Source organism: Streptomyces sp. NPDC015171 (genome assembly GCF_043079545.1).
GTDB lineage: Bacteria > Actinomycetota > Actinomycetes > Streptomycetales > Streptomycetaceae > Streptomyces.
Window position 1 is genome coordinate 421,394 of the sequence record NZ_JBIBUO010000006.1, and the last position, 16,646, is coordinate 438,039.

Consider the following 16,646-nt stretch of genomic DNA (forward strand, 5'->3'; position numbering starts at 1 on the left):
CAGCTGCGTCGATGCGGGCGTCGCGTGGCGGGGCAGACGCGCCGCTGGGCAGACGCGCCGACGGGCAGACGCGCCGACGGGCAGACGCGTCGCTGGGCCGCTGACCGGCTGGATCCCGCCGGTGCGCCACCTCCCGTGGGCCCTGCTCGTACATCCCGCCCGTGGTGCCCCGCACGCACACGCCGGACGGGCGGACGACCGCCCGTCGCGTGAACACCGGGTGACTCCCAGGTCAGGCGGTCATGACGGCCGCCTGGCCTGCTCGGGTGTGCAGTCCAACGCTCATGGGACGTTCCCCGGCCGGAAAGATCGAAGTTGACGCGGGCACGTCCGGCGCGGCGACAACACCCGTATGCGTGTCGTCATCGTGACCGAATCCTTTCCCCCCGATGTGAACGGCGTGGCCCACTGCGCGCTCCAGACCGCCCGGCACCTCGTAGATCGCGGTCACCATCCGCTCGTCGTCGCCCCCGCCCCGGCTCCCGGCACCGGACCGGACACGGACGCCCCGTGCCCGGTCGTCCGGATCCCCTCCCTTCCGCTCCCCGGCTACCCCCAGGTCCGCGTGGCGCTGCCCAGCCGGCGCCTCGCCGCGGCCCTCGTCGCGCACCGCCCCGACGTGGTGCACCTGGCGAGTCCCTTCGTCCTCGGCGTCCGCGGCATGGCCGCCGCCGCCCGGCTCGGCATTCCCGCCGTCGCCGTCTACCAGACCGACCTGGCCGGATACGCCCGCACCTACATGGGTGCCGGAGAGGCCGCCGCCTGGCGCCGGATCCGCTCCGTGCACTGCGCCGCCGACCGCACCCTGGCCCCGTCGAGCGCCGCCCGGTCCGATCTGGAGACGCACGACGTACCGCGGGTGCGGCTCTGGCCGCGCGGCGTGGACACCGTACGGTTCCGGCCGGACCACCGGGACGAGGCGCTGCGCCGCGCACTCGCCCCGAACGGAGAACTGATCGTCGGCTACGTCGGCCGGCTCGCCCCCGAGAAGCACGTCGAGCTTCTCTCCGGAGCCTGCGGGCTGCCCGGCGTGCGGGTCGTGGTCGTCGGCGACGGCCCCAGCCGGCCGCACCTCACCGAGGCCCTGCCCGGCGCCGTCTTCCTGGGCCGCCGTACCGGCGACGAACTGGCCCGGATCTTCGCCTCGCTCGACCTGTTCGTGCACACCGGCCCCTTCGAGACGTTCTGCCAGACCGTCCAGGAGGCCATGGCCAGCGGTGTCCCGGTCGTCGCGCCCGCAGCGGGCGGCCCGCTCGACCTGGTCGACCACGGCCGCACCGGCCTGCTCGTCCCGCCGCACGACGCCGGCGCCGTCGAGGGGGCCGTCCGCGTCCTCGCCGCCGATCCCGCACGGCGGGCCGCGTTCGGCGCCACCGCCCGCGCCACGGTCGAGGGCCGTACCTGGGCCGCCGTCGGCGACCAGCTGATCGACCACTACGGCGCCGTCCTCGCGGCGCGCAGGACGGCGGTGGCGGCATGACCGGACAGTCCCTGCGGATAGTCCGCCTCGCCAACTTCGTCGCCCCCGCCTCCGGCGGCCTGCGCACCGCCCTGCGCGAACTCGGCAGGGGCTTCCTGGCCGCCGGCCACGAGCCGGTCCTGATCGTGCCCGGCGAACGGCACACCGACCGTGAGACCGAGCAGGGCCGCGTCATCACCCTGCCCGGACCGCTGCTGCCCGGCACCGGCGGCTACCGCGTCCTCACCGACAAACGGCGCGTGGCCGCCCTCCTGGAGGAGCTGGCACCGGACCGCCTGGAGGTGTCCGACCGGACCACCCTGCGCTGGACCGGCCGCTGGGCCCGCCGCGCGCGCGTGCCCGCGGTGATGGTCTCCCACGAGACCGCCGACGGCGTGCTGCGCACCTGGGGCCTGCCCGAGCACCTCGCCCGGCGTGCCGCCGACTCCCTCAACACACGGACCGCGCACGTCTACTCGCGGGTGGTGTGCACCACCGAGTTCGCCGAGCGCGAGTTCGTGCGCATCGGCGCCCGCAACGTCGTACGCGCCCCCCTGGGCGTCGACCTGACGGAACGCCACCCCGCCCTGCGCGACCCCCGCCTGCGCGCCCGCCACGCGCGCGCGGACGAGGTGCTGCTCGTGATGGCCTCCCGGCTGTCCGTGGAGAAGCGCCCCGGCACGGCCCTCGACGGCCTGGAGGCGCTGCTGCGCCGCGGCCGGCGGGCGGTGCTCGTGGTGGCCGGTGACGGGCCGCTGCGGGCCCGGCTGGAGCAGCGCGCGCGGGACCGCGGGCTCCCGGTGGCCTTCCTGGGGCACGTCTCCGACCGTGCCGCCCTCGGCGCGCTCCAGGCGTCCGCCGACGTGTGCCTCGCGCCCGGGCCCGCCGAGACCTTCGGACTGGCGGCCCTGGAGGCCATGGCGTGCGGCACGCCCGTGGTGGCCAGCGCCTCGTCCGCGCTGCCCGAGGTCATCGGCTCCGCCGGCGCCACCGCGGCCGACACCGGCGGGGCCTTCGCGGACGCCGTGGAACTGCTCATGGACCGCGGCGAGCCCGAGCGGCGGGACGCCGCACGCGCGCGTGCCGAGTGCTTCGGCTGGGGAGCGGCCGTGGAGGCGTTCCTCGCCGCCCACGACGCGGAGGTCCTGCGCCGCCGCGCCGGCGCCCGTCCCGCCGTGCCGGGGGCCGCGGCATGAGACCCGTCCGCTTCGTCGCCCTCGGGGACTCGCTGACCGAGGGCGTGGGCGACCCGGTCGACGCCGGCTGGCGGGGCTGGGCCGCGCTGTTGGCCCCCTCCCTCGCCGAGAACAGCGAGCAGGTGCGGTTCACCAACCTCGCGGTCAGCGGAGCGCAGACCCGGGACGTGCGGGAACGGCAGACGCCGGCCGCCCTGGAACTGCGCCCCGACCTGGTGTCCGTGGTCATCGGCGTCAACGACACGCTGCGCCGCACCTTCGACATCCACGCCGTGGCCGCCCACCTCGATCAGGTGTACGCGGCGTTCGCCCGCCAGGGCGCCACCGTGCTCACCGCCTGCCTGCCCGATCCCGGCGCGATGCTCCGGCTCCCGGCGGCCCTGGCCCGCCCGCTGGCCCGCCGGCAGCGGGCGGTCAACGCCGTCGTCCACGCGCTGTCCGACCGCTACGGCGCCGTCCATCTGCACGCGTCGGACGGCGTCTGGGTCAGCGACCGGAGCCTGTGGAGCGCGGACCGGCTGCACCCGGGCGAGCGCGGGCACCGGCAGCTCGCCGTCCGCTGCCACGCCCTGCTCACCGCAGCGGGCCACGCGACCGGGCGTGCGCCCTCGCCCGAGCCTGAGTTCCCCGCCCCGACCCGGACCGCGAGCCTGGTGTGGCTGGCCACGGCCGGGACCGGCTGGGTGGTGCGGCGCTGCAACGACCTGCTGCCGCAGCTGCTGCGGCTCGCCGCGGGCGAACTGCGGCACCGTGTCGGGGGCACCAGCGCCCGTCTCGACCTGCGCGCGTCGGCGGCGGTCTCCGCGGCCCTCGCGGCGCTGCCGGAGGCCGTCCGGGCGGGCGCCGAGGCTCAGCGGCGCCGCATCGAGGCGGAGCCGGTCCTGCCGGACCTGCCGGTCCTGCCGGACCTGCCGGTTCCGTCGGTTCTGTCCGTTCCGTCGAGCCTGCCGTTGCCGCCGAAAGTGCCGGATGTGTCGGAAGTGCCGGAAGGCGTCGGCGAGGCTCAGCGCCTGCGCACCGGCACGAACCGGACCGAGGTCCCCGGCGGCGCCTGCGCGGCGGCCGGCAGGTCGGCGGAGCGGACCACGGCGATCACCGGGTAGCCGCCGGTGGTCGGATGGTCCGCTAGGAAGACCACCGGGCGCCCGTCCGGCGGCACCTGGACCGCACCGAGGACCATGCCCTCGCTGGGGAGTTCCCCGGTCCGCGCCCGCTCCAGCGCGGGCCCCTCGGTGCGCAGCCCGATGCGGTTGCTCGCCGCCGATACCCGGTACGCGCGCGTGACGAGATCCCGGACCGCGCGGGCCGTGAACCAGTCGGCGCGCGGGCCCGGGGTCACCCGGAGCACCAGCTCCGCGGGCGGGCCCGGCTGCGGAACGCCGTCCACGCGCGCGGGAGGGCCCGCCGGGGTGCCCAGCGGCAACACCATGCCGTCCGCCAGCGGGGCCGGACCCAGGCCGGAGAGCAGGTCGGTGGCGCGGCTGCCGAGGACCGGCTCGGTCGCGACGCCACCGGAGACGGCCACATAACCGCGCACGCCGGCCGTGGCCGCGCCCACCTCCAGCAGCTCGCCCGCTCGCACCGTGACCGGGGCGCCCCACGCGGCCGGCCGGCCGCCCACTGCCACCGGGCAGGGCGCTCCGCCGACCGCCACGGTCACCGTCAAACGCGGGCGCAGCGCACAGCCGCTGAGGGTGGTCTCCAGGACGGCGGCGTCCGGCGGATTGCCGACGAGCCGGTTCACCAGCGCCGCCGCGGGCGGGTCGAGCGCTCCGGAGCGGGGCACACCGAGATGCGCGTACCCCGGACGGCCGCGGTCCTGGACGGTGGTGAGCGCCCCGGCGCGCACGACGACGAGCGCACGATCGGTCATACGCCCTCCTTGGATGCGAAATGCACAGGAACGGCAGGGACGAGAGGAGCGCACGCCGGCGTACGGGCGATCCGCGCCGATACGGCTGCGACGGCGGCCTGCGCGGGTGCGACGATCACGACCTGCGCCGGTGCGACCGCGATCATGACCTGCGCCGGTACGGCTACGACCGCGGCCTGCGCCGGTACGGCGTGCACGAGCGCGTGGCCGGTCGGCCGCTCCCCGGTCACGCGCCCCCCACCGGTACGAACCGCACACGCGTCCCCGGCGTCAGCAGCGCGGCCGGTACGCGGGTGTGGTCCCACAGAACCGCCTCCGTCGTGCCGATCAGCTGCCAGCCGCCCGGTGAGGAACGCGGGTACACGCCCGTGTAAGGACCGGCCAGCGCCACGGCACCGGCGGGGACCGCGGTGCGCGGGGTGGCCCGGCGGGGCACCGCGTAGCGGTCCGGGAGCCCGGTGAGATAGCCGAAGCCGGGAGCGAAACCGCAGAAGGCCACGGTGAAGTCGGTGCCGGCGTGGATGCGGGCCGCCTCCCGCTCGGTCACCCCCCAGTGCCCGGCGACCGCCGCGAGGTCGGGGCCGTCGTAGCGCACGGGCAGCTCGATCAGCTCACGCGCGCGTGCGGGCGGCTCCGGTATCCGTGTGGCGGTCAGCTCCGCCGCCAGGCGCCCCGGGTCGGCCAGCCCGTCGAGCAGGACCGTACGGGCCGCCGGGACGATCTCGCGGACCGCGAGCGCGCCCTCCGCACGGCGCCGCAGCAGCTCCGCGTGCAGGGCCTGCGCCTCCGCCCCCGAGGACACCTCCACGAGCAGCGCGTCGTCGCCGACGGGGAGTGCCCTCACGCGAACGCCTCCACCCGCACGCCCGCCGCGACCAGCCGCTCGCGCACCCGGCGGGCCAGGCCGACCGCGCCGGGCGTGTCGCCGTGCAGGCAGAGCGACCGGGCGCGCATCTGGATCCGCGCGCCGGAGTGCGTGACGACCGCGCCGGAGCGCGCCAGGCTCAGTGAGCGCTCCACCACGGTGTCCGCGTCGGTCACCACGGCGCCCTCCCGATCGCGCGGCACCAGGGTGCCCTCGTCGGTGTACGCACGGTCGGCGAAGGCCTCCGTGACGGCCGGCAGGCCCGCGCGCGCGGCCAGCTCCAGCAGCCGCGAGCCGGGCAGGCCGAGCACCGGCAGCGAGGCGTCGGCCAGCCGCACGCCCTCGATCACCGCGCAGGCCTGCTCCGGGTCGTGCACGACCCGGTTGTAGAGCGCGCCGTGCGGCTTGACGTACGCCACACGGGCCCCCGCCGCCCGCGCGAACACCTCCAGGGCGCCGACCTGGTAAGCCACTTCGGCCGTCAGCTCGGCGGCCGGCACGTCCATCGCACGCCGCCCGAAACCGGCGAGGTCCCGGTAGGAGACCTGCGCGCCGATCGTCACCCCGCGCTCGGCCGCCAGCTCGCACACCCGGCGCATGGTGGCCGCGTCCCCGGCGTGGAAGCCGCAGGCCACGTTGGCGCTGGTGACGACGGACAGCAGCTGTTCGTCGTCGGTGAGCCGCCAGCGGCCGAAGCCCTCGCCGAGGTCGGCGTTCAGATCGATCGCGGTCATGGTGTTCCGTGTCTCCGGTTCTCGTGCGGGTTCTCGGACGAACGCCTGGGACGAACGGCCTCGGACGAACCGCCTCAGTCGATGCCGACCAGCCGGTACTGCTCGTCGCGTGCGTCGGTCAGGAACATCTGGCCGGGCGCGTGGGTGATCGCGAACGGCGGCCGGGAGGCCATCACGGCCGCCTGCGGGGTCACCCCGCAGGCCCAGAACACCGGGATGTCGCCGTCGGCGGCGGTCACCGGGTCGCCGAAGTCCGGCCGGCCGAGGTCCTCGATGCCGAGGGCCGCGGGGTCTCCGCAGTGCACCGGGCCGCCGTGCACGGCCGGGAGCAGGGTGCTCTCCCGGATCGCGGCATCAAGCCGCTCGGGCGGCACCGGGCGCATGGAGACCACCATCGGGCCGCCGAGCCGGCCCGCCGTCCGGCACTCCCTGCCGGTCACGTACATCGGCACGTTGCGGCCCTGCTCGACGTGCCGGATCGGCACGCCCGCCCGGGCCAGCGCCCACTCGAAGGTGAAGCTGCAGCCGAGCAGGAACGACACCAGGTCGTCCCGCCAGTACGCGCGCGCGTCCGTCGGTTCGTCCACCAGCTCGCCGTCCTGCCACACGCGGTAGCGCGGCAGATCGGTGCGCAGGTCGGCGCCCTCGGCGAGGACGGTCGCCGGCGAGCCGGCGTCCGTGACGTCGAGCACCGGACAGGGCTTGGGGTTGCGCTGGCAGAACAGCAGCATGTCGTAGGCCCAGTCGGCGGGCACCGCGATCAGGTTGGCCTGCGTGTGGCCGGCCGCGACCCCGGCGGTGGAACCCGCCAGGCCGCCCCGGAAGCGCTCCCGCGCGGTTCTCGGGCTCCACGCGTGCGCGCGGGCGTCGACCGCGGCGACGGGACGGTCCCCGGTACGGTTCACCCGCTTCACGCCAGCTCCTTCCCGCGCGTCTCCGGCAGCCCGAGCAGCGCCAGCGCGGCGAGCCCGTAGCCGATCGCGCCGAAGACCAGCGCACCGCCGACGCCCCAGCTGTCCGCCAGGAAGCCCACCAGGGTCGGGAACACCGCGCCCACCGCGCGGCCGGTGTTGTACGTGAACCCCTGCCCGGTGCCGCGCACCGCCGTCGGGTACAGCTCGCTCAGGTAGGAGCCGAAGCCGCTGAAGATGGCCGACATGCAGAACCCGAGCGGGAATCCGAGCACCAGCAGCAGGGTGTCGGCGCCGCTCGGGATGTTCGCGTACGCCAGGATGCACACCGCCGACAGCAGCGCGAAGAGCCAGATGTTGTTCCGCCGGCCGAGCCGGTCGGTCAGGTGGCCGCCCGTCAGGTAGCCGAGGAACGCGCCGGAGATCAGGAAGGCCAGATAGCCGCCGGTGCCGACCACCGACAGACCGCGCTCGGACTTCAGATACGTCGGCACCCAGGTCGCCAGCGTGTAGTAGCCGCCCTGCACCCCCGTGGACAGCAGGCTCGCGAAGACCGTGACGCGCAGCAGCCCCGGGGCGCCGTCCCGGCCGGGCCGGAAGATCGCCGCGAACGAACCGCGCCGCGGGTCCTGTTCGCGGGACGCCGTCGCCGTCGGGGCGTCCTTCACCCGGCGGCGCAGCCACACCACGAGCAGTGCCGGCAGCGCGCCGGTCCAGAACATCACCCGCCAGGCCAGGTCGTCGCCCGCGAAGGAGAAGACCAGCGTGTAGACGACCGCCGCGAGGCCCCAGCCGACCGCCCAGGAGCTCTGGACCGCCCCGAGCGTACGGCCCCGGTGCCGCGCACTCGCGTACTCGGCGACCAGGATCGCGCCGACCGCCCACTCGCCGCCGAAGCCGAGGCCCTGGAGGGCGCGGAAGACGAGCAGCGTCTCGTAGGTGGGCGCGAAACCGCAGGCGACGGTGAAGACGGCGTACGTGACCACCGTGATCATCAGGGCCCGGACCCGGCCGAACCGGTCCGCGATCACGCCCGCCACCGCGCCGCCGACCGCCGAGACCACCAGCGTGACGGTGGTGAACAGACCGGTCTGACCGCTGTCGAGGCCGAAGTACGCCGCCAGCGCCACCATGCTCAGCGGCAGGGTGAAGTAGTCGTAGGAATCCAGGGCATATCCGCCGAAAGCACCGGCGAACGCACGCCGGCCGCGCGGGCCGAGGGCGTGCAGCCAGCCGAACGCACTGTCCTCGGTGTCGCGTTCGCCTCGCGCGGGCCGCAGGCCGCGCGGGGGCGCGGACGGTGGCGGTGGAGTCGTGCTCATGGGCACCTCGCAGAAGAGGGACGGAGGGTGCTGGGAAGTGAGCCGTGCGGAGCACCGTAGAGGATCGTTCAACGATCCTTCAATACCTACGTTGTTTCGTCCTGGTGTCTGCGATTGAATTCCGGGCATGGCAGAGCAGCTGACGGGTCTGGCCGGCGACCGTGTCCTCCTGGGCCGCACCAGCACGGCGGAGCGGGTTTCGGACATCCTCAGAGGCCGTATCTCCGAGGGCTACTTCCCGCCGGGCACCCGGCTGTCGGAGGACAGCATCGGCGGGGCGCTCGGCGTCTCCCGCAACACCCTTCGCGAGGCGTTCCGGCTGCTCACCCACGAGCGCCTGCTGATCCACGAGCTCAACCGCGGTGTGTTCGTGCGGGTCCTGACCGTGGAGGACGTGGAGGACATCTACCGCACGCGCGCACTCGTGGAGTGTGCCGTCGTCCGCGGTCTCGGCGAGCCGCCGTACGCGCTCCAGGGGCTCGCCGACGCCGTCGACGAGGGCGATCGGGCGGCCGTAGACAGTGACTGGAAAGCGCTGGGCACCGCCAACATCCACTTCCACCGGGAGCTGGTCGCCCTGGCCGGCAGCGAGCGCACCGACGAGCTGATGCGCAGCGTCTTCGCCGAGCTGCGGCTCGCTTTCCACGTCGTGGACGACCCGCGCCGGCTGCACGAGCCGTACCTCGCCCGCAACCGCCGGATCCTGCACACGCTGGAGGCCGGCGACCGGCGCGGGGCCGAGCGGCTGCTGGAGACGTACCTGGCGGACTCCCTGGAACGCGTCGTCGAGGTGTACCGGCGCCGGGTGGGGGAGGAGGGCGCCCCGTAGGGGCCGCGGGGCCGTATGCCGACGGGCGAGCACCCCTTGGGCAGGCGCCGGCGGGGCGATCACCCGGGGGCAGGCACCGGAGGGCGATCACCGGTGGGGAGGCGCTCGCGGGCGGTCGCGGCCGGGCGGTGCCCGGACGGCGAACGCGGACCCCGCGACCGGCCCGGCCGGGAGCCGCTCCGCGCCGTTTGGGCCGATGTCAGACCTAGGACCTAGTCTGTGCACCGTGACTTCGCCTGCATCGACGGACCGTGTTCCGCCCCAGCTCAGCGCGGGGCCGCGCCCGGCTCCGGGCCCGGCCGCCGACGAGGGGCTGGCGCGGCGGCTGCGCGCGCTCGCCTGCACGGCGCCGCTGCACGATCTGGACGCGCGCAAGGCCAACCTGGCCGGCGCGTACTCGGTGTACGGGATGGCCGAGGTGGCCCTGGCCGCCATCGACCTGGTCACGCTGAACATGGACTTCGACACCGGCGCCGACCACGAGCAGATCGTGGCCCGGCTGGTCCCCCGCATCGCCGCCCAGGCCCCGCGGCGGCCCGCCGCCGAGCACGAGCGCGTGGCCCGCTGGGTCCTGGAGAACCTGATCAACGTCGGCAGCGTGGACCGCGGCTTCCGGGCCGTCTACGGCACCTTCGCGCCGGACGGCACGTACGTCCGCCGGGACTACGACTTCAAGCTGATCGAGGAGGTCCCGGGCCCCGGCGGCACGGTCTATCTGCGCACCACGGACGAAGCGGTCAACGTCCTGGTCGGCGCCCTCGACACCGACGTCACCAGCGCCCAGATCGCCGCCGAGGTCAAGCTGGAGGTCCTGATCAACCGGGGCCGGCTCGCCGACGCCCAGCTCGCCGCCGAGCAGGCCCGCTACCGCACGGTCCAGTACTCGGAGACGCTCCGCCGGGCCCTGGACGCCACCCGGCGCAACGTCCGCGCGGTCGACTGGCTCAACGCCGTCCCCGACATGATCGCCGAGGCCCTGGACCACGTGGCCGAGCGCTACCGCCACGAGAACGCCATCCTCACCAACATCCGCAAGGCCCGCGACGAGACCGAGGACCCCGAGCACAAGCGCCGCGCCGCCGAACTGGTCGACATCGTCAAGGACTGCATCCGGCGCCACACCCAGCTCCAGTCGCGCCTGCTGGAGGCGGGCCCGCTGTTCCGCGCCGAACAGGACCGGCAGGCCTTCGCCACCTCGGCGACGACCTCCGGGACGGACCTGTACGGCCACCTCCTCGCCCCGGTCCTGCCGCTCCCCCTGGAGCAGGCGATCCGGGTCACCGACGCGTTCTTCGCCCACGGCACGGGGCTGCGCACGCCGGTGTCCGTCCGGGTCGCCGACCTCGTCGACATACTGCTGACGCCGCCCGTGGAGCGGGAGCACCTGGGCGCGGAGATGCCCGAGCCCGATCTGATCGCGACGCCCGACGACAGCCGGTTCAGCGAGGAGCAGCTGGCCGCGGCGACGGATCTGCTGGATCTCCCGGCGGACGCGCCCAGAAGACTGTCCGGCCTGCTCGCCGAGGCCCGCCGCACCGGCGACCCGGAACTGGCCTATCTGGTCGCCCTGCTGGCGGTCCACGCGGCCAGCCCCGCCGTCGGCACGGCCTACCGGCAGGGCGAGGAGAAACTCCTGTTCGCCGTGGACGACGGCACCGAGCTGGACGATCCCGAGTTCGGCGGCGCGGACCTGATCGTGGGGACGGCGCTGCTGGACGCTGCGGGGATGGCCGCGGACCGGAAGGAGGCCGCGTGAACGCTCCGCGCCGAGCGCCGGGCCGCCGCGGGTCGCCCTACGCGCGCGGGGCGGTCGCGGCCGCTCGCGCAGTGCCCCGCGCCCCTTTCGGGGCGCTTGCCCCCAGCCCCGTACCAGAGACCGAGGAGTTGCAGTCGTGAGCGAGCACGTCGAGTGGAGTGACGCGGAGGCCCCCGCCCCGTCGGCGTCCGCCGCCGTCACCCCCGCCGACGCCGCCGACGCGGCGCGGCTCGTGGCCTTCGGGCTCCAGCCCAAGCTGCTGCCCGCACGCGACCAGGAGTACACCGATCTGCTGCGCCGCCACCGCGACGACCCCGCGTTCGCCCGGCTCGCGGACGCCGTGGCCGCCGGACTGGGGCTGGTCGTGCTGGAGGTGTCGCCGCGCGCGGGCATGGCCGTGACCGCCGCCGAGGACTCCGTCTTCGCCGTCCGCATGGGCGACTACGCGCGTCGCACCGCCGCCGACTCCGGCGACCGCTTCCTGCACGGACTCGCCCATCTCGCGGTCGCCGCGCTGGCGTTCCCGCGCCCCGAGGACCTGGCCGACGACACCTACATCGGCCGGGTCACCGTCAACGGCGTCGACGCCTTCGTCCGGCAGGCCTGCCGCCGCCTCGAGGAGCGCGCCGAGGAGCAGGGCGAGAACACCGACCCGGCGACCGACGCACCCGGTCTGGAGACCGCCTGGCGGATCTGGGCCAGACGCAGCGCCACCGGCGCCACCAAGGACGCCCGCCGGCCGGCCGCCTCCACCACCGGCATCGTGGCGAAGGCCCTGGCCTTCCTCACCGACTCGGGATTCCTGCAGCGCACCGGCGACGACAGCGGCGGCACGTACCGCACCACCGCCCGCTACCAGCTCCAGGTCCGCGACATCGCCGGCAGCGCCGCCCTGGCCGAGCTGCTGGAGCTGGGCGTCGTCCCGGTCACCGACGGCACGGCCACCCTGCTGGCCGCCGAGGACACGGACGACCTGGACCTGGTGGCCGACGCCGGGCTCCCGTTCCACTCCTGAACCACCGCACCGTTCACCAGACTTACGAGAGTCCGCCATGTACGAGCTGTCCCGGGTCCGCCTCTACTCCATCGGTCCCGCCGGTGCGCGCTACGCCGACACCGTGCTTGACCTGCGGGGTGTCGGCGAGCCCGTGCCCGACCCGGCGCCCGCGCAGGCCGAGTTCTTCGAGGAGGAGCCCTCCGGCCCGCCGCGCCGCCCGGCCCCCGCGGGCGTGCTGTTCCTGGAGAACGGCGGCGGCAAGTCCGTCCTGCTCAAGCTGATCTTCTCCGTGATGCTGCCGGGTCACCGCAACACCCTCGGCGGCGCCAGCTCCGGCGTGCTGCGCAAGTTCCTCCTCGCCGACGACTGCGGCCATGTGGCGCTGGAATGGCAGCACGTGCTGACCGGCGAGTGCGTGGTCGTCGGCAAGGTCAGCGAGTGGCGCGGACGGCAGGTCTCCAACGACCCGCGCAAGTTCGCCGAGGCCTGGTACTCCTTCCGGCCGGGACCCGGACTGAGCCTGGACAACCTGCCCGTCGCCGAGGCCACCGCCGTACGCCCGCCCGTCGAGGGCGCGTCCGGCGCGCACGGCAGGCGCCGCACCATGAAGGGCTTCCGCGACGCCCTCATGGAGGCCGGCAAGGCATACCCGCACCTGGAGGCGCACTGGGAGGAGATCCACGACCGCTGGATCGAGCACCTCGGCGACCTCGGCCTCGACCCCGAACTCTTCCGCTACCAGCGCGAGATGAACGCCGACGAGGGCGAGGCGGCCGGCCTCTTCGCGGTCAAGAAGGACTCCGACTTCACCGACCTGCTGCTGCGTGCCGTCACCGACACCCGAGACACCGACGGCCTCGCCGACCTCGTCAGCGGCTTCGGCAACAAGCTCGGCCGGCGGGCCGAACTGATCGCGGAACGCGACTTCACCGCCGGCTCGGTCGACCTGCTCGGCCGGATCGTGGAGGCGGCCGAGGCACGTTCACGCGCGCGTGACGTCCACGCGGGCGCCGAGCGGCGTACCCGCACGCTGGCCCGGCGGCTGTCCGCGCGGGCCGTGCGCGAGCGGGTCAGGGCCGCCGACCTCGCCCAGCGGGTCACGGCCGCCGCCTACGCCGTCACGCACTCCGAGGGCGCCCGCGAGCGCAGCGCCCTGATCGCCGCCGAACTCGCCTACCGGCATGCCTCGCTGGCCCTCGCCGCCGCCGAGAAGTCCGCCGCGGCGCAGAAGCGCGAACTGGCCGACGCCCGCACCCTGCACTCCGCCTGGCAGGCCGCCGAGGCCGTGCTGCGCCACCGGGCCGCCGCCGACCGCGTCGCGCGCGTGTCCGCCGCCATCCAGGAGGCCGAACGCGACGCGGCCCCCGCCCTCGCCGCCCGCGCCAAGGCCGCCGTGGACCTCGTACGGGCCCTGCACGCCGCCGCCGGCAGCGCCGAGGCCCTCGCCAACGAGGAGGAGGAGCGCTCCGCCGCCCTCCAGGAGGCCGGCGACTGCGCCTACCGGGACTCCACCGCGGCCGCCACCGAGGCGCAGCGGGCCCGCAGCGAGGTCGGCCACCTGCGTCAGCGGCTCACCGAGGTCGAGCAGGAGACCGCCGAGGCGGTCCGCGCGGGCTGGCTGGACGACAGCACTCCGGACGCCGATCCGGCACGGGCCGCGCTCGCCGCGAGCGACGCCGAGAAGACCGCCGTGGCCGCCTGGGACGCGGCCCGCGAGGCCGCCCGCAAGGCCGCCGAGCACGCGCGCGAGGCGGCCTCCGCCGAGTCCCGCGCCGAGCTGACCGCCGCCCGCGCGGCGGACGCGGCGGCCGCCGCCGAACGGTCCCACGAGGCCGAACGCCGCCTGGCCGAGTCGCTGGCCGCCGAGGAAAGGCTGGCGGAACTGCTGAGCCTGCCGGGCGCACCGGGTGCGCCGCGCGTGGGCGTGCCCGGCCCCCGGAACGGAGCGGACGACGGCGTCCCGGCCCCCGAGAACAGCCCGCGCCCGACCGCCGAGGGCCCGCTCACCGCCGAGGAACTCGACCGCTGCGCCGACGAGTTGCGCGCACTGCTCGACGACGCCGTGTCGGCCGCCGAACGGCACCTGTTCGACCTGCGGACGGCCGCCGCCGACGACGCCCGGATCCTCGGCGCCCTCGGTGACGGCGGACTGCTGCCGCCCGGCCCGGACGTGCTGGCCACCGTCGAGTTCCTCGGCGAGCACGGCATCCCGGCACTGCCCGGCTGGCGCTACCTCGCCCAGGCCGTCGACCCCGCCGACCACGCGCGCGTGCTCGCCGCCCGCCCCGAACTGGTCGACGGCGTGATCATCACCGACCCGGACACGCACGCGCGGGCCCGCGAGGCCCTCGGGGACGCCGCCCTGCTGCCCCGCTCGGCCGTCGCCGTCGGCACCGCCGCCGCGCTGCTCGCCCCGCCCCCCGCCGTGGGCGCCGCCCCCGGCGACGTCTTCCTCGTGCCGCCGAACCCGGCCATGCACGACGAGCACGCCGCCGACGAGGAACGGCAGGCACTGCGCGCCCGGGCCACCGGGCGCGACGAGGAGATCCGCACCCGCGCCGCCCGCCTCGGCAAGGACCGCGAACTGGCCGCCCGGCTCGCCTCATGGCGCACCGGCTGCCCCGCCGGGCGGCTCACCGAGCTGGCCGCGGCCGCCGAGGAGGCCCGCGCGTTCGCCGAGGAGACCGAGGCCGAACTCGCCGAGGCACGGACCGCGCGCGCGGAGGCCGACGAGGCCGCCGCCGAGACCACACAGGTCCGCGACGAGCGGCAGGAGGCCGCACAGAAGGCCCGACGCGCCGCCGACGCCCTCGCCGGCCTCGCCTTCCGGCTGCGCGAGCGCGCGGGCTGGCAGGTGAAACTGCGCGAACTCGCCGACGACGCCGCTGAGTCCGAGGCCCGCGCCCAGACCTGCCTGGAACGCGCCCGCGCCGCCGACGAGGACCGCCGCGGCGCCCAGCGCGCCGCCGACGACGCCCGCCGCACCGCGCGCGCCCTGCGCGCCGAGCGCGCCGAGATCGCCGGCGCACCGGACGACGTACCCGTCGAGGAGACGGACGCCCCGAAGGCCGCCCTGCCGGACCTCCGCGAGGCCTACCGGGCCGCCTCCCAGGTGTACGAGAAGGTCGGCGTCGGCGCCGACCTGCGCGCCGAGCAGGCCCGAGCGGAGAGCGACGAGAGCGCCGCCCGCGCCGAACTGGACCGGCTCAGCAACAAGGTCCGCACCCGCGCCGAGCAGCTGCTGCAGTCGCCCGACGGCTCCGACGGGCCCTCCCGGCAGGCCGCCGCCGCGCGCGCGGAGGAGCTGGTGCAGCTCCTGGAGACCCGGATGTCGACCGCGAGCGAGCAGCTCGGCCGGCTGCGCGGCGAGGCCGAACGCCACGCGCCCGAGGACGGCGAGACGCACACCGGACTGGCCGAGGAGCTCGTGCCGCGGGACGCCGAGCACGCCCAGGTGCTGCTGCGTACCGCCACGGCCGAACTCGCCGCCCGCACCGGGGCGCTGGCCGAGGCCCGCGACGCGCACGCGGAGCTGCTGGAGGCCCACCGCGCCGCCGAGGACGCGGCCGGCGGCTTCGACGAGATCGCCGCCATGCTCCGCGACCTGCTGCGCGAGCACACCTCCGAGGAGGACCAGGAGGAGCAGGAGCCGTACCCCGGCACCCTGGAGGAGGCCCGGCACTCCGCGGCCGAGGCCCGCCGCTCGCTGCGCGGCTGCGCCGCCGACCTGTCCGCCGCCGAAGGGGCCGTGCGCGAGGCGAGCGACGTCCTCGTCCGGCACGCCAACTCCACACGCTACGAGCAGGTCCGCACCCCCGCCCGGCAGCAGATCCGCGAGCTGCCCGCCGCCGCGCTGCCCGAGCACGCCCAGAAGTGGGCGGACGCGTTCGCGCCCCGGCTGCGCGTGCTCACGGACGAGCTGGCCCAGCTGGAGCGCAACCGCGACTCGATCGTGGACCGGCTGCGCGGTCTCGTGGAGTCCGCGCTGGCCACCCTGAGGGCCGCGCAGCGGCTCTCCCGGCTGCCCGAGGGGCTCGGCGAGTGGTCCGGCCAGGAGTTCCTGCGCATCCGCTTCGAGGAGCCCGACCACGCCACCCTCGTCGAACGGCTCGGCGAGGTCATCGACGAGGCCACGCGCGCGGCCGTCAGGAAGAACTCCGACCTGCGCCGCGACGGCATGTCCCTGCTGCTGCGCGGGGTCGCGGCGGCCCTGCAGCCCAAGGGCGTCGCCGTCGAGATCCTCAAGCCCGACGCCGTGCTGCGCGCCGAGCGCGTCCCCGTCGGCCAGATGGGCGACGTCTTCTCGGGCGGCCAGCTGCTCACCGCCGCCATCGCCCTGTACTGCACGATGGCCGCGCTGCGTTCGAACGACCGGGGACGGGACAAGCACCGGCACGCCGGCACCCTCTTCCTGGACAACCCGATCGGCCGCGCCAACGCCACCTATCTGCTGGAGCTCCAGCGAGCCGTGTCGGACGCGCTGGGCGTCCAGCTGCTGTACACCACGGGCCTGTTCGACACGACCGCGCTCGCCGAGTTCCCGCTGGTCATCCGGTTGCGCAACGACGCCGACCTCCGGGCGGGCCTGAAGTACATCAGCGTGGAGGAACACCTCAGGCCCGGCCTGCCCCAGCAGCCCCAGGCCGGCGAGGCGGTGCGCAGCGAGATCACGGCGACCCGGATGTACAAGCGGCCCGCCTAGCC

The 16,646-nt window shown here is 75.6% G+C and carries 12 protein-coding genes and 1 pseudogene; 7 read left to right on the plus strand and 6 right to left on the minus strand.

Translation table 11 applies throughout. From position 1 onward, the window contains the following. The first annotated feature begins 352 nt into the window (after positions 1-352). From ACF073_RS19890 to ACF073_RS19900, 3 genes and pseudogenes are all read left to right on the plus strand, one after another. A complete protein-coding gene (locus tag ACF073_RS19890) occupies positions 353-1,480 on the plus strand; it encodes a glycosyltransferase family 4 protein (RefSeq protein ID WP_392071658.1) in 1,128 nt (375 codons plus the stop codon). After that, positions 1,477-2,655 (plus strand): glycosyltransferase, encoded by a 1,179-nt coding sequence (locus ACF073_RS19895; protein ID WP_392071661.1) that lies wholly within the window; start codon positions 1,477-1,479, stop codon positions 2,653-2,655. Before ACF073_RS19890 ends, ACF073_RS19895 begins: the two co-directional genes overlap by 4 nt. Then, positions 2,652-3,476, plus strand: a pseudogene (locus ACF073_RS19900) (SGNH/GDSL hydrolase family protein); the annotation flags it as partial. The gene ACF073_RS19895 and the pseudogene ACF073_RS19900, both read left to right, overlap by 4 nt. A 182-nt stretch (positions 3,477-3,658) precedes the next feature. Here the strand turns inward: ACF073_RS19900 and ACF073_RS19905 are convergent. From ACF073_RS19905 to ACF073_RS19930, 6 genes are all read right to left on the minus strand, one after another. Then, positions 3,659-4,528 (minus strand): biotin-dependent carboxyltransferase family protein, encoded by an 870-nt coding sequence (locus ACF073_RS19905; RefSeq protein ID WP_392071663.1) that lies wholly within the window; start codon positions 4,526-4,528, stop codon positions 3,659-3,661. Continuing rightward, complete coding sequence (locus tag ACF073_RS19910) at positions 4,525-4,758, minus strand: hypothetical protein (protein ID WP_392071665.1); 234 nt, start codon at positions 4,756-4,758, stop codon at positions 4,525-4,527. The genes ACF073_RS19905 and ACF073_RS19910 overlap by 4 nt, the downstream gene beginning before the upstream one ends. Then, entirely contained in the window at positions 4,755-5,372 is a 618-nt protein-coding gene (locus ACF073_RS19915) for an allophanate hydrolase subunit 1 (protein ID WP_392071667.1), read from the minus strand. Before ACF073_RS19915 ends, ACF073_RS19910 begins: the two co-directional genes overlap by 4 nt. Next, a complete protein-coding gene (locus tag ACF073_RS19920; RefSeq protein ID WP_392071669.1) occupies positions 5,369-6,127 on the minus strand; it encodes a LamB/YcsF family protein in 759 nt (252 codons plus the stop codon). Before ACF073_RS19920 ends, ACF073_RS19915 begins: the two co-directional genes overlap by 4 nt. A 74-nt stretch (positions 6,128-6,201) precedes the next feature. Beyond that, complete coding sequence (locus ACF073_RS19925; protein WP_392071759.1) at positions 6,202-7,032, minus strand: putative hydro-lyase; 831 nt, start codon at positions 7,030-7,032, stop codon at positions 6,202-6,204. A gap of 5 nt (positions 7,033-7,037) precedes the next feature. Next, positions 7,038-8,360: an MFS transporter gene (locus ACF073_RS19930; RefSeq protein WP_392071671.1), complete on the minus strand. Its 1,323-nt coding sequence runs from the start codon at positions 8,358-8,360 to the stop codon at positions 7,038-7,040. Positions 8,361-8,487: 127 nt separating this feature from the next. Between ACF073_RS19930 and ACF073_RS19935 the strand changes: the two genes are divergently transcribed. The 4 genes from ACF073_RS19935 to ACF073_RS19950 all read left to right on the plus strand — a co-directional run bounded on the left by ACF073_RS19935 (position 8,488) and on the right by ACF073_RS19950 (position 16,644). Next, on the plus strand, positions 8,488-9,189 hold the full coding sequence (locus ACF073_RS19935) for a GntR family transcriptional regulator (protein WP_392071672.1): 702 nt from the start codon (positions 8,488-8,490) through the stop codon (positions 9,187-9,189). 226 nt (positions 9,190-9,415) lie between these two features. Next, positions 9,416-10,945, plus strand: coding sequence for a hypothetical protein (locus ACF073_RS19940; protein ID WP_392071674.1), 1,530 nt, complete (start codon positions 9,416-9,418; stop codon positions 10,943-10,945). Positions 10,946-11,081: 136 nt separating this feature from the next. Beyond that, positions 11,082-11,960 (plus strand): hypothetical protein, encoded by an 879-nt coding sequence (locus ACF073_RS19945; RefSeq protein WP_392071676.1) that lies wholly within the window; start codon positions 11,082-11,084, stop codon positions 11,958-11,960. 37 nt (positions 11,961-11,997) lie between these two features. Continuing rightward, complete coding sequence (locus tag ACF073_RS19950) at positions 11,998-16,644, plus strand: hypothetical protein (protein WP_392071677.1); 4,647 nt, start codon at positions 11,998-12,000, stop codon at positions 16,642-16,644. The last annotated feature ends 2 nt before the right edge of the window (positions 16,645-16,646 follow it).

Excerpts from the sequence above, each read along its gene's own strand:
- ACF073_RS19890 (WP_392071658.1), top strand. The coding sequence starts at position 353 with ATGCGTGTCGTCATCGTGACCGAATCCTTTCCCCCCGATGTGAACGGC.
- ACF073_RS19895 (WP_392071661.1), top strand. The coding sequence starts at position 1,477 with ATGACCGGACAGTCCCTGCGGATAGTCCGCCTCGCCAACTTCGTCGCC.
- ACF073_RS19905 (WP_392071663.1), bottom strand. The coding sequence starts at position 4,528 with ATGACCGATCGTGCGCTCGTCGTCGTGCGCGCCGGGGCGCTCACCACC.
- ACF073_RS19920 (WP_392071669.1), bottom strand. The coding sequence starts at position 6,127 with ATGACCGCGATCGATCTGAACGCCGACCTCGGCGAGGGCTTCGGCCGC.
- ACF073_RS19930 (WP_392071671.1), bottom strand. The coding sequence starts at position 8,360 with ATGAGCACGACTCCACCGCCACCGTCCGCGCCCCCGCGCGGCCTGCGG.
- ACF073_RS19935 (WP_392071672.1), top strand. The coding sequence starts at position 8,488 with ATGGCAGAGCAGCTGACGGGTCTGGCCGGCGACCGTGTCCTCCTGGGC.
- ACF073_RS19950 (WP_392071677.1), top strand. The coding sequence starts at position 11,998 with ATGTACGAGCTGTCCCGGGTCCGCCTCTACTCCATCGGTCCCGCCGGT.